12 protein-coding genes are annotated in these 13,024 nt (G+C 63.2%); 6 read left to right on the top strand and 6 right to left on the bottom strand.

Annotated elements, in window-relative coordinates; all coding sequences use genetic code 11:
• Window positions 1–135 precede the first annotated feature (135 nt).
• From prpC to CAF92_RS08465, 3 genes are all read right to left on the bottom strand, one after another.
• Window positions 136–1,263, bottom strand: coding sequence for a 2-methylcitrate synthase (prpC, locus tag CAF92_RS08475; RefSeq protein ID WP_085600205.1), 1,128 nt, complete (start codon window positions 1,261–1,263; stop codon window positions 136–138).
• A gap of 167 nt (window positions 1,264–1,430) precedes the next feature.
• Window positions 1,431–2,321: a methylisocitrate lyase gene (gene prpB, locus CAF92_RS08470; protein WP_085600202.1), complete on the bottom strand. Its 891-nt coding sequence runs from the start codon at window positions 2,319–2,321 to the stop codon at window positions 1,431–1,433.
• Entirely contained in the window at window positions 2,318–3,034 is a 717-nt protein-coding gene (locus CAF92_RS08465) for a GntR family transcriptional regulator (protein WP_025338439.1), read from the bottom strand. Before CAF92_RS08465 ends, prpB begins: the two co-directional genes overlap by 4 nt.
• Before the next feature lie 329 nt (window positions 3,035–3,363).
• Between CAF92_RS08465 and CAF92_RS08460 the strand changes: the two genes are divergently transcribed.
• From CAF92_RS08460 to CAF92_RS08440, 5 genes are all read left to right on the top strand, one after another.
• Window positions 3,364–3,900 (top strand): ATP-dependent zinc protease, encoded by a 537-nt coding sequence (locus tag CAF92_RS08460; RefSeq protein WP_046615736.1) that lies wholly within the window; start codon window positions 3,364–3,366, stop codon window positions 3,898–3,900.
• Window positions 3,901–3,905: 5 nt separating this feature from the next.
• Window positions 3,906–5,441: an inactive transglutaminase family protein gene (locus tag CAF92_RS08455; RefSeq protein WP_025338437.1), complete on the top strand. Its 1,536-nt coding sequence runs from the start codon at window positions 3,906–3,908 to the stop codon at window positions 5,439–5,441.
• Entirely contained in the window at window positions 5,441–6,421 is a 981-nt protein-coding gene (locus CAF92_RS08450) for an alpha-L-glutamate ligase-like protein (protein ID WP_046615737.1), read from the top strand. Before CAF92_RS08455 ends, CAF92_RS08450 begins: the two co-directional genes overlap by 1 nt.
• 193 nt (window positions 6,422–6,614) lie before the next feature.
• Window positions 6,615–7,958 (top strand): aminodeoxychorismate synthase component I, encoded by a 1,344-nt coding sequence (gene pabB, locus CAF92_RS08445; protein WP_085600200.1) that lies wholly within the window; start codon window positions 6,615–6,617, stop codon window positions 7,956–7,958.
• Between the two features lie 133 nt (window positions 7,959–8,091).
• Window positions 8,092–8,826, top strand: coding sequence for a phosphoadenylyl-sulfate reductase (locus CAF92_RS08440; RefSeq protein ID WP_085600198.1), 735 nt, complete (start codon window positions 8,092–8,094; stop codon window positions 8,824–8,826).
• 126 nt (window positions 8,827–8,952) lie between these two features.
• On the opposite strand, the gene cysB is transcribed toward CAF92_RS08440, so the two are convergent.
• The 3 genes from cysB to CAF92_RS08420 form a co-directional block, all read right to left on the bottom strand.
• The gene (gene cysB / locus CAF92_RS08430) at window positions 8,953–9,927 is read right to left on the bottom strand and encodes an HTH-type transcriptional regulator CysB (RefSeq protein ID WP_013971904.1); all 975 of its coding nucleotides are present in this window, start codon (window positions 9,925–9,927) and stop codon (window positions 8,953–8,955) included.
• Between the two features lie 128 nt (window positions 9,928–10,055).
• Window positions 10,056–10,553 carry a universal stress protein gene (locus CAF92_RS08425; RefSeq protein ID WP_015269711.1) on the bottom strand — a complete coding sequence of 166 codons (498 nt, stop codon included), beginning with the start codon at window positions 10,551–10,553 and terminating at the stop codon, window positions 10,056–10,058.
• Between the two features lie 123 nt (window positions 10,554–10,676).
• Window positions 10,677–11,624: a putative 2-dehydropantoate 2-reductase gene (locus CAF92_RS08420; protein ID WP_085600507.1), complete on the bottom strand. Its 948-nt coding sequence runs from the start codon at window positions 11,622–11,624 to the stop codon at window positions 10,677–10,679.
• Window positions 11,625–11,855: 231 nt separating this feature from the next.
• Between CAF92_RS08420 and CAF92_RS08415 the strand changes: the two genes are divergently transcribed.
• Window positions 11,856–12,932: a 3-deoxy-7-phosphoheptulonate synthase gene (locus CAF92_RS08415; RefSeq protein ID WP_085600196.1), complete on the top strand. Its 1,077-nt coding sequence runs from the start codon at window positions 11,856–11,858 to the stop codon at window positions 12,930–12,932.
• The last annotated feature ends 92 nt before the right edge of the window (window positions 12,933–13,024 follow it).

Below are 13,024 nucleotides of genomic sequence, written 5' to 3'. Positions count from 1 at the left end.
AGGTGCGGCTCAGGCCTCGGGGGCGCTACGCGCCCCTTTCGCGACACAAGGCCGCTCCCACAGGTACTGCGCCGTCCCTGTGGGAGCGGCCTTGTGTCGCGAAAGGGCTGCGCAGCAGCCCCAGCGATCTATGACTCAGCGCTGCTCGATCGGTACGAACTGGCGCTGCTCGACACCGACATACTCGGCGCTCGGGCGGATGATGCGGTTGTTGGCGCGCTGTTCGAAGACGTGCGCCGCCCAGCCGGTCAGGCGCGAGCAGACGAAGATCGGGGTGAACAGCTTGGTCGGGATGCCCATGAAGTGGTACGCCGAGGCATGATAGAAGTCGGCGTTGGGGAACAGGCGCTTCTGCTCCCACATGGTCTTGTCGATAGCTTCGGAAACCGGGTACAGCACCTTGTCACCCACTTCGTCGGCGAGCTGTTTCGACCAGCCCTTGATCACCTCGTTGCGCGGGTCGGACTCTTTGTAGATGGCGTGGCCAAAGCCCATGATCTTGTCCTTGCGTTCCAGCATGCGCAGCAGCTCGGCAGTGGCCTCCTGCGGGCTCTGGAAACGCTCGATCAGCTCCATCGCCGCCTCGTTGGCACCGCCATGCAGCGGGCCACGCAGCGAACCGATGGCAGCGGTTACACAGGAGTACAGGTCGGACAGGGTCGAGGCACAGACGCGGGCGGTGAAGGTCGAGGCGTTGAACTCGTGCTCGGCGTAGAGGATCAGCGACACGTTCATGACCTTTACGTGCAGCTCGCTCGGCTTCTTGCCGTGCAGCAGGTGCAGGAAGTGGCCACCGAGGGTGTCTTCGTCACTGCTGCAGTCGATACGCACGCCGTCGTGGGTGAAGCGGTACCAGTAGCACATCACCGCAGGGAACAGCGCCAGCAGGCGATCGGTCTTGTCACGCTGGGCATCGAAGGTCAGTTCGGGTTCCAGGGTACCCAGCACCGAACAACCCGTGCGCATCACGTCCATCGGGTGGGCGTCACGCGGGATGCGCTCGAGCACTTCCTTCAGGGCTTGCGGCAGGTCACGCAGGCCCTTGAGCTTGCGCTTGTAGTCGGCCAGTTCGGCTTTGCTTGGCAGCTCGCCGTACAGCAGCAGGTAAGCGACTTCCTCGAACTCGGCACCCGCCGCCAGGTCACGCACATCGTAACCACGATAGGTCAGCCCGGCACCGGCCTGGCCCACGGTCGACAATGCGGTCTGGCCGGCCACCTGGCCGCGCAGGCCTGCGCCACTGAGTACTTTTGCTTCGGCCATGGTGTTTCTCCTTTCTTGAACTTGTTATGGATTCTTTCTGGCTAATTCGGGGGTGGCTGCATCGGCCCTATCGCCGGCAAGCCAGCTCCCACAATGTCTTGCACAGGGCTCGAACCTTGTGCGGCACCTGTGGGAGCCGGCTTGCCGGCGAAAAGGCCCTCACAGGCTCAACCTTTTTTCTGGGCAAACAACGCATCGAGGCTCTGCTCGAAGGCGTGGTAACCAATAGCATCGTAGAGCTCCATGCGGGTCTGCATGGTGTCGATCACGTTCTTCTGCGTGCCGTCGCGGCGCAGCGCGGTGTACACGTGCTCGGCTGCCTTGTTCATCGCGCGGAACGCCGACAGCGGGTACAGCACCAGCGAGACATCGACCGAGGCAAGCTCTTCGGTGGTGTACAGCGGCGTGGCGCCGAATTCGGTGATGTTGGCCAGGATCGGTGCCTTCACCCGGTCGGCGAAGGTCTTGTACATCTGCAGTTCGGTGATGGCTTCCGGGAAGATCATGTCGGCACCAGCCTCGACACAGGCGGCGGCGCGGTCCAGGGCGGCGTTCAGGCCCTCGACGGCCAGGGCGTCGGTACGCGCCATGATCACGAAGCTGTCATCGGTACGGGCATCGACTGCGGCCTTGATGCGGTCGACCATTTCCTGCTGGCTGACGATTTCCTTGTTCGGGCGGTGGCCGCAGCGCTTGGCGCCAACCTGGTCCTCGATATGGATGGCGGCAGCGCCGAACTTGCTCATCGAGCGCACGGTACGGGCGACGTTGAAGGCAGAGGCGCCGAAACCGGTGTCGACATCCACCAGCAGCGGCAAATCGCACACGTCGGTGATGCGGCGCACGTCGGTGAGTACATCGTCCAGGCCGCTGATGCCCAGATCCGGCAGGCCCAGCGAACCGGCGGCGACGCCGCCACCGGACAGGTAGATGGCCTTGAAGCCGGCGCGCTTGGCCAGCAGGGCATGGTTGGCGTTGATGGCGCCAACCACCTGCAGCGGATGTTCAGCGGCAACGGCGTCGCGGAAACGCTGACCGGGGGTGCTCTTCACAGTCATTTCTCACCTCGTGGGCTGTTGTTGTGGGCGTCCAGGTAGTGACGCTCGATATTGCGCTTGGACGCGCCGATGTGGCGGCGCATCAGGAGTTCGGCCAGCTCGCCGTCACGGTCGGCGATGGCATCGAGAATGCGGTGGTGCTCGGCAAAGGCCTGGCGCGGCCGGTTGGGCGTTGCGGAGAACTGGATGCGGTACATGCGCACCAGCTGGTACAGCTCGCCGCAGAGCATCTTGACCAGGGTCTGGTTACCACTGCCCTGGATGATCCGGTAATGGAAGTCGTAGTCGCCTTCCTGCTGGTAATAGCCCAAGCCGGCCTGGAACGCGGCATCACGCTCGTGGGTGTCGAGCACCCGGCGCAGTTCGTCGATGTCGGCCTGGCTCATGCGTTCGGCGGCCAGGCGGCAGGCCATGCCTTCCAGCGATTCGCGAATTTCGTACAGTTCGATCAGTTCGGCGTGGTTCAGCGACACCACCCGCGCCCCCACATGCGGCACGCGCACCAGCAGGCGCTGGCCTTCGAGGCGGTGAATCGCCTCGCGCAGCGGCCCGCGGCTGATGCCGTAGGTACGCGCCAGCTCCGGCTCGGAAATCTTGCTGCCGGGGGCGATATCGCCCTTGACGATGGCCGCCTGGATGCGCCGGAAGACGTTTTCGGACAAGGTTTCCGTTTCGTCTGCCAGCACCGGGCTGGGGGTGGATAGGTCCTGCATATTGTCGACACCTTGCAAATCTCTTTGCCAGAAATTAGCCAATTCGACAGTAGCAGTCAAAGACAAAATGAATATTGTCGACAATCGTCTAAGAACGAACTAACGCCGGCCCGGTGCTGTCAGATCGCGCACCGCTGGCGTCAAGGCGCCGGCGTGATAGAATGCCGCGCCTCCGTTGGAGTATGGATAGCCTGTCTGTCATCCATTCATGCTGTTGACAGATGAACAAGGAAGCTTGCGCAGTCGCTGCCAGTCGCCTTGCCCTGAACACGGCTCTGAACATGGCTTTGAAAACAGCCCCGAACCTTGCACTGCACCGCGCCAGGAATATGAGACTTACACCCGCATTATTGCTGCTCTGCCTCACCCTGCTGCCGGCCCTTGGCCAGGCCGCAGGCAAGACCGTGTACGGTCTCAACGAATATGCACGCCTGGGCGACCTGGACCTGGAAGTGGCCGCCAAGCTCGACACCGGCGCCAAGACCGCATCGCTCAGCGCCCGCGACATCAAGCGTTTCAAGCGCAACGGCGAAAGCTGGGTGCGCTTCTACCTGGCCATCGACGCCGCCCATTCCCACCCCATCGAACGCCCGCTGGCACGCGTAAGCAAGATCAAGCGCCGGGCCGGCGACTATGATGCTGAATCGGGCAAGGCCTACACCGCACGCCCGGTCATCGAACTTGAAATCTGCATGGGCCAGGCCGTGCGCACCATCGAAGTCAACCTCACCGACCGCAGCGCCTTCCAGTTCCCGCTGCTGATCGGCTCCGAGGCGCTCAAGCACTTCGACGCGCTGGTCGACCCAAGCCTTAAATACGCGGCCGGCAAACCTGCCTGTGCCACCGACGCTCCCAAAGCAGAGTAATCCCGATGCGCTCTCTTACCCTCCATCTGAAAGTCCTGATCACCGTGCTGGTGCTGTTGGGCGTGGCGGTCACGGCTTATCAGATCTTCGTACTCGGCATCCCGGTAACCGAGGATGAAACCGACGACCTGTGGAACATCGACGCCAAGGTCGAGTTCGTGGCCAGCACCAAGGACCCGGTCAAGGTGCAGATGTTCGTGCCACCGCTGAACCGCGACTACGTCAGCCTCAACGAGAGCTTCATCTCCAACAACTATGGGGTGAGCGTCAACCGTGCCGACGGCAACCGCAAGGTCACCTGGTCGGCCCGCCGCGCCAGCGGCAACCAGACCCTCTACTACCGCCTGGTGCTGACCAAGCGCTACAGCAACGAGAAAACCACGGTCAAAGGCCCCACCTTCCGTGACAGCCTTGCAGTGGAAGGCCCCGAGAAGATTGCCGCCGAGGCCCTGATGGCGCCGATCCGCCAGCACTCGGCCGACGTCGAGACCTTCGTCAGCGAGACCATCAAGCGGGTCAACAACCTCAACGACGACAACGTCAAACTGCTGCTGGCCGGCGACACCACGGCCATGAAGAAGGCCCAGGTCATCGACCTGCTGCTGTCGATCGCCCATGTACCGATGGAGAAGGTGCACACCATCCGCCTGGTGGCCGACACCCCGCAAACCCCGGAACTGTGGCTGCGCAGCTTCAACGGTACCGACTGGCTGTACTTCAACCCGGACACCGGTGAGCAGGGCCTGCCCAGCGATCGCCTGCTGTGGTGGACCGGTGACGACAACCTGATCACCGTCGATGGCGGCAAGAAGGCCAACGTTACCTTCAGCATGAACAACAGCGAGATGAACGCCATCCGCCTGGCCAAGCTGACTGACGAGAATACCGACGCCGACTTCCTCGAATATTCGCTGTACGGCCTGCCGCTACAGACCCAGCAAACCTTCATGATCATGGTGATGATCCCGATCGGCGTGCTGGTGATCCTGGTGCTGCGCAACCTGGTCGGCCTGCAGACACTGGGTACCTTCACCCCGGTGCTGATCGCCCTGGCCTTCCGCGAGACCCAGCTGGGCTTCGGTATCGTGCTGTTCACGGTAATCACCGCCCTGGGCCTGTCGCTGCGCTCGTACCTGGAACACCTGAAGCTGCAGATGCTGCCACGCCTGTCGGTGGTACTGACCTTCGTCGTGGTGCTGATTGCCGCCATCAGCCTGTTCAGCCACAAGCTGGGCCTGGAGCGCGGGCTGTCGGTAGCGCTGTTCCCGATGGTGATCCTGACCATGACCATCGAGCGCCTGTCCATCACCTGGGAAGAGCGTGGCGGCGGCCATGCCATGAAAGTGGCCATCGGCACCCTGTTCGCCGCTTCCCTGGCACACCTGTTGATGATGGTGCCGGAGCTGGTGTACTTCGTGTTCACCTTCCCGGCCGTGCTGCTGATCCTGGTGGGCTTCATGCTGGCGATGGGTCGCTACCGCGGCTACCGCCTGACCGAGCTCGTGCGCTTCAAGGCATTCCTGAAGAAGGCTGACGCCTGATGTTTGGCCTGATCAAGACGTGGAAAGCCCTGGAGGCCCGGGGCATCATGGGTATCAACCGGCGCAACGCGGACTACGTGTTGAAGTACAACAAGCGCCACCTGTACCCGATCGTCGACGACAAGATCATCACCAAGGAGCGCGCCCTGGCGGCCGGCATCCATGTGCCGGAAATGTACGGCATCATCGAGACCGAGAAAGAGATCGAGAAGCTCCACCAGATCATTGGTGGGCGCAGCGATTTCGTCATCAAGCCGGCGCAGGGCGCCGGTGGTGACGGCATCCTGGTGATCGCCGACCGCTTCGAGGACCGCTACCGCACGGTGTCGGGCAAGATCATCAGCCACGAGGAGATCGAGCACCAGATCTCGAGCATCCTCACCGGCCTGTACTCGCTGGGCGGGCACCGCGACCGCGCGCTGATCGAGTACCGGGTCACCCCCGACCAGATCTTCAAGAGCATCAGCTACGAAGGCGTGCCGGACATTCGCATCATCGTGCTGATGGGCTACCCGGTGATGGCCATGCTGCGCCTGCCGACCCGCCAGTCCGGCGGCAAGGCCAACCTGCACCAGGGCGCCATCGGCGTGGGTGTCGACCTGGCTACCGGCGTGACCCTGCGCGGCACCTGGCTGAACAACATCATCAGCAAGCACCCGGACACCACCAACGCGGTGGATGGCGTGCAACTGCCGAACTGGGACGGCTTCATGAAGCTGGCCGCCGGCTGCTACGAGCTGTGCGGCCTGGGCTACATCGGTGTCGACATGGTGCTGGACCAGGACAAGGGGCCACTGATTCTCGAGCTCAACGCCCGCCCCGGCCTGAACATCCAGATCGCCAACGACTGCGGCCTGACCCAGCGCACCCACGCCATCGAGGCGCACCTGGAAGCGCTGGCCAAGGATGGCATAAGCGAAGATGCCGAACAGCGCGTGCGGGTATCGCAAGGCATGTTCGGGCACGTGCATCCGCGCTGAAATCGCCAAGGGCTGCCCTGCAGCCCATTCACAGCACAAGGCTGCTCCTACAGATAACGCGATATCCTGTAGGCGCAGCCTTGTGCTGCGAACGGGCTGCAAACACATTGTTGAATGTCGCGCCCAGTGCTAGGCGCATTTCCCGCACAGGTCTACAATCGCCCTCCTCGCTTTTACATCGCCGTCCATACTGATGCCGACCTGTACGCTTCACCCCCTGCCCTATCAGCCCGACCCTGCCGCCTATTTCGCCCGCCTGCGCCAGGCCCCCGGTGCGATCCTGCTGGACAGCGCCCGCCCCGGCGCCGAACGCGGGCGTTTCGACCTGCTCAGCGCCTGGCCGCTGCAACACCTGCAGGCGCAGCCCGACGAAGATGGGCGCAGCTTCCTCCAGCGCCTGCGCGCCGGCCTAGCACGGTTGGGCCATGCGCAGTTGCCCGCAGGTACCGAGCTGCCGTTCGCTGGCGGCCTGATCGGGTACCTGAGCTATGACTTCGGCCGCCGCCTGGAACACCTGCCCAGCCTGGCCGTGGACGACCTTGGCCTGCCAGACGCGCAACTGGGCCTGTATGCCTGGGCGCTGGTGACCGACCACCAGTGCGCGACCAGCCAACTGGTGTTCCACCCGCGCCTGTCGGGCAGCGAACGGGAACGCCTGATCGCCCTGTTCGAAGGGGCCGACAACGCGGAAATCGGCAGCTTCCAGCTACTCGCGCCGATGGCCGGCGACCTGCAGCCCGAGCAGTACAAGGCCGCCTTTGACCAGGTGCAGCGCTACATCCAGGCCGGTGATTGCTACCAGATCAACCTTACCCAGCGCTTCCGCGCGCCTTGCCAGGGCGACCCGTGGCACGCTTACCAGGCCCTGCGCAAAGCCTGCCCCACCCCCTTCTCCGGCTACCAGCAACTGGCCGACGGCAGCGCCCTGCTGAGCTTTTCGCCCGAGCGCTTCATCCGCGTCAGCCAGCGCCAGGTGGAAACCCGGCCGATCAAGGGCACCCGCCCGCGCGCCAGCAACCCGGCAGAAGACATGCGCAATGCCGAGGAGCTGCTGCACAGCCCCAAGGATCGCTCGGAAAACCTGATGATCGTCGACCTGCTGCGTAACGATCTGGGGCGCACCTGCGAGATCGGCTCGGTGAAGGTGCCGGAGCTGTTCAGCCTGGAGAGCTACCCCAACGTGCACCACCTGGTCAGCAGCATCACCGGCCAGCTGGCCAGCGACAAGGACGCCCTGGACCTGATCGGCGACAGCTTCCCTGGCGGCTCGATCACCGGCGCGCCGAAGATCCGCGCCATGCAGATCATCGACGAACTGGAGCCGACGCGCCGGGCGCTGTACTGCGGCTCACTGCTATACGTGGACGTGCGCGGCGAAATGGACAGCTCGATTGCCATTCGCAGCCTGCTGGTCAAGGGCGGGCAGGTCAGCTGCTGGGGCGGCGGTGCCGTGGTTGCCGACTCCGAGTGGCAGGCCGAGTATGAAGAGTCGATTGCCAAGGTGCGGGTGCTGATGGAGACCCTGCAAGGCTTGTGATCGTTGGTGAATTCTTCGCGGGCGAGCCCGCGAAGCAGGCGCCACCGACTCCAAGACCGCCTGCCCCGCCATTTTTTGTTACCATCACCTCACTACGAGCGCACAGCGCCACAGCCAAGATGGAAACCGCCTGATGAGCCAACCCTTCGACGTCGCCGCCCTGGCCGCGACCTATGCCAACAAGTCCCCGCAGGACATCCTCAAGCTTGCTTTCGAGCACTTCGGTGATGACCTGTGGATCTCCTTCAGCGGCGCCGAGGACGTGGTGCTGGTGGACATGGCCTGGAAACTGAACAAGCAGGTCAAGGTGTTCAGCCTCGACACCGGCCGCCTGCACCCGGAGACCTACCGGTTCATCGACCAGGTCCGCGAGCAGTACGACCTGCCGATCGAGATCCTCAGCCCCGACCGCGCCAAGCTCGACCCGTTCGTCAAGGAAAAGGGCCTGTTCAGCTTCTACAAGGACGGCCACGGCGAGTGCTGCGGCATCCGCAAGATCGAGCCGCTGCGCCGCAAGCTGGCCACCGTGAGCGCCTGGGCCACCGGCCAGCGCCGTGACCAGAGCCCGGGCACCCGCAGCCAGGTGGCGGCAGTGGAAATCGACAGCGCCTTCTCCACCGCCGAACGCACCCTGTACAAATTCAACCCGCTGGCGCAGATGACCAGCGAGGAAGTGTGGGGTTATATCCGCATGCTGGAGCTGCCATACAACAGCCTGCACGAGCGCGGCTTCATCAGCATTGGTTGCGAGCCCTGCACCCGCCCGGTGCTGCCAAACCAGCATGAGCGCGAAGGGCGCTGGTGGTGGGAAGAGTCGACGCAGAAGGAATGCGGGTTGCACGCAGGCAACCTGATTACCAAGGCATAAACAGCTGGGCCGTTGTGGGAGCGGGTTCACCCGCGAACACCGGCAAAGCCGGTGCCATACACCGCGTCGCCTTCTTCGCGGGTAAACCCGCTCCCACAGGGGCCATGCGGCCCCTGCAATTCCGGATCAGTGCACCGGCAGTTCGACGCCTTCGAACAGATCTTCCAGCTCCTGCTTGTTGTGGCACTGTATGGCCTTGGCCATCACTTCACGGGTCAGGTGCGGGGCGAACTTCTCGATGAAGTCGCACATGAAACCACGCAGGAAGGTGCCGCGGCGGAAGCCGATCTTGGTGATGCTGGCTTCGAACAGCTCGCTGGCATCCAAGGCCACCAGGTCGCTATCGAGCTTGGTGTCCACCGCCATCTTGGCGACGATCCCCACGCCCAGCCCCAGGCGCACATAAGTCTTGATCACGTCGGCGTCAGCCGCGGTGAACACCACTTTCGGCGTAAGGCCGCGGTGGTTGAACGCTTCGTCCAGCTTCGAACGCCCGGTGAAACCGAACACGTAGGTAACGATCGGGTATTCGGCGACCGCTTCCAGGGTCAGCTTCGGCAGCTTGGTCAACGGATGGCCCTGCGGCACTACCACGCAGCGGTTCCACTTGTAGCACGGCATCATGATCAGGTCGCCGAACAGCTCCAGCGCCTCGGTGGCGATGGCGAAGTCGACCGTACCGTCCGCGGCCATCTCGGCAATCTGCATGGGCGACCCCTGGTGCATGTGCAAGGACACTTCCGGGTACTGCTTGATGAAATTGCTGATCACCGGCGGCAAGGCATAACGCGCCTGGGTATGAGTGGTGGCGATGGACAGCGTGCCCTTCTTCTCGTTGGAGAACTCTTGGGCAATCTGCTTGATGCTTTCGACCTTGCGCAGGATTTCGCCGGCGGTATTGATGATGCGCTCACCGGCCGGGGTAACGCGGGTCAGGTGTTTGCCGCTGCGGGCAAAGACTTCAACACCCAGTTCATCCTCGAGCAGGCGGATCTGCTTGCTGATACCTGGCTGGGAGGTATACAGGCTCTGCGCCGTCGCGGAGACGTTGAGGTCATGGTGCGCCACTTCCCAGATGTAGCGCAGTTGTTGAAGCTTCATAGGTTCCCCTCGGTTCAGCGATGAGTCCGCGGCAGCAGGCAGCGACGATATATAACTATATTAGTGGTTCTGGAAATAAATCTAGAACTATTTTGTTACATACCCCACGAAATGGCCTACGGCCATCTTCATGCTTTCCTACGCCCCAAATGCTGCGCCAGCGGCACCATGTACACGGGTACCGGCGACAGCTGCAGCAGCCGCACCGCCGTACGCCCCAATGGCACATCCACGCCGGCGCCAGCGCTGTGGCTACCGAAAATCAGCAGGTCGACGCTCAGCCGCTGTGCCTGGTCGAGGATCACCTGCGCCGGGTCGCCCTGGCGTACCCGCACCGCCTTGATCACCGCCAGATCGGCCTCCTCGCCCAGTTCGTCGCGAAAGTTTTCCAGCACACGCTGCTCGATATTGGCCATCACCGTGTTCACCCCCTGGCTGTGCAACTGGTCGAGCGTCTGTTCATCGAGGTAGCTTTGCAGGAGAGATTCAGCGAACTGGCCCATGGGCTCCACCGCGTGGATCACATACAACTCGGCGCCGAATGTGCGCGCCAGCGCCAGCGCGTGTTGCATGACAAAAGGGGCGTAGACACCGAGGTCGGTGGCGTACAGCATGGAGTGGATCATTCGACCTCCTCGACTGCCGCTGCGGCAGAGCAAGCTTCAGCTTAGCAGCGCGCCGGACGCACGCTTTGCCGTCCGGCGTGCTGGTGATGCGGGCTGGAGGGCCCGGCAGCGCCAGCGCCACCCTCAGCGGGTCTGTTGGCCCCGGTCGATGAAAGCCAGCGCCTGGTACAGCATCTCCATGCGCGGCAAGTGGCAGCCCGCCGCACGCGCCTGTGCCAATGGCTCTGCATAGATGGCCTGCAGTTCCAGCGGGCGCTTGTGGACATGGTCGTGGTACATGCTGGGCCAGTAATCGGGCATGCGCTCGGTCACCTGGAACAGGTGCTCGGCATACCCTTCGGGCAATACATGGCCACACGCCGCCGCCCCCTGGACCACCTCGGCCATCAAGGCCTGAATCAGGGCGCGGCCATGGCTGTCGGCCATCAGCGGCGTGGTGCTGGCACCGAGCAGCACCGACAGGCCGTTGTAAGGCACGTTCCAAACCAGCTTCTGCCAGCGTGCCTGGGCCAGGTCGGGCATGGCCTGCGAGTCGATGCCCGCAGCCCGGAACAGCCCCGCGCCTTCATTGACCAGTGCAGCACCGCCATCATTGGCCGGCCCGCTGTGGTAACCGAGGTTGACCGCACCCAGGGCCTGATGGCGGATCACACCGGGCGCCTGGCGGTTGACGCAGATGAAACACAGGCCGCCGAGCAGGTGCATGTCACTGCGCAAGGCAGGGCGCAACTGCTCTTCCACGCCCAGGCCGTTCTGCAGCAGCACCACCTTGGCGCCAGGTGCGGCCGCCTGCACGATCAGCGGCGCCAGCTGGTCATTGCTGGTGGCCTTGGCCCCCACCAGCAGCCAGTCGCAGGGCGGCATGTCGGCGACACTGGCATAGGCCTGCACCTTCATCTGCAAGTTGCCATGCACGGCACTGTCCATGGCCAACCCCTTCTCGCGGACAACCTCGTACTCGCTGCGCAACAGAAAATGCACATCGAAGCCGGCCCGGGCCAGCATCAACCCATAGAAGCCGCCGATGGCGCCACTGCCGATGATGCCGATACGTGGTGTGTGCGAATGCATGCCGATCTCCAGGTAAAAGTCAGCCCTCTTTTTACACAGGTTGCGCAGCGCTGGGCAGCCCATGCACGACAAACACCTGCCATCTCGGAAAAACCCCATACGGACTGGGCCCAGCCCATTGTCGCGCCACCTGTAACGCGCTAAGGTTCGGCTCCCCGCTGCGATTATTCTTGCTGCTGGGCCGCACGGGGATAGTTGGCGGCCGGCACCCGTGACCTGACGAGTAACACGATGGCTGATTTACCGATCGATGACTTGAACGTTGCCTCCAACGAGACCCTGATCACTCCTGATCAACTCAAGAAGGAACTACCCCTCAGCGCCAAGGCCCTGCAGACCGTTACTGCCGGCCGTGAAGTGGTGCGCAATATTCTCGACGGCAAGGACCATCGCCTGTTCGTCGTGGTCGGCCCTTGCTCGATCCACGACATCAAGGCCGCCCACGAATATGCCGAGCGCCTGAAAGTGCTGGCCGAGGAAGTGTCCGACACACTGTACCTGGTCATGCGCGTGTATTTCGAGAAGCCGCGCACCACCGTCGGCTGGAAAGGCCTGATCAACGACCCGTACCTGGATGACTCGTTCAAGATCCAGGATGGCCTGCACATCGGCCGCAAGCTGCTGCTGGACCTGGCCGAAATGGGCCTGCCGACCGCCACCGAAGCACTCGACCCGATTTCCCCGCAGTACCTGCAGGACCTGATCAGCTGGTCGGCCATCGGCGCCCGCACCACCGAATCGCAGACCCACCGCGAAATGGCATCGGGCCTGTCCTCGGCGGTCGGCTTCAAGAACGGCACCGACGGCGGCCTGACCGTTGCCATCAACGCCCTGCAGTCGGTGTCCAAGCCGCACCGCTTCCTTGGCATCAACCAGGAAGGCGGCGTGTCGATCGTCACCACCAAGGGCAACCCGTACGGCCACGTGGTACTGCGCGGCGGCAACGGCAAGCCGAACTACGATTCGGTCAGCGTCGCCCTATGCGAGCAGGACCTGGCCAAGGCCAAGATCAAGGCCAACATCATGGTCGACTGCAGCCACGCCAACTCCAACAAGGACCCGGCCCTGCAACCGCTGGTAATGGAGAACGTCGCCAACCAGATCCTCGAAGGCAACCAGTCGATCATCGGCCTGATGGTCGAAAGCCACCTGAACTGGGGCTGCCAGTCGATTCCGAAGAACCTGGACGATCTGCAGTACGGCGTGTCGATCACCGATGCCTGCATCGACTGGTCGGCTACCGAGAAGACCTTGCGCAGCATGCGTGCCAAGCTGAAGGATGTGCTGCCGCAGCGCAAGCGCGGCTGATACAAGAAAGCGGGGCCGCTTCGCGCTCCATCGCCGGAAAGCCAGCCCCCACATTTCAGGCGTTTCGCCGTACGTGTGGGAGCCAGCTTGCC

Origin of the sequence: Pseudomonas sp. B10(2017) (assembly GCF_002113295.1) — a bacterium.
Classification (GTDB): Bacteria; Pseudomonadota; Gammaproteobacteria; order Pseudomonadales; family Pseudomonadaceae; genus Aquipseudomonas; species Aquipseudomonas pudica.
Note: the sequence above shows the minus strand (reverse complement) of the source record. Positions and strands in the feature narration are given on the sequence as shown.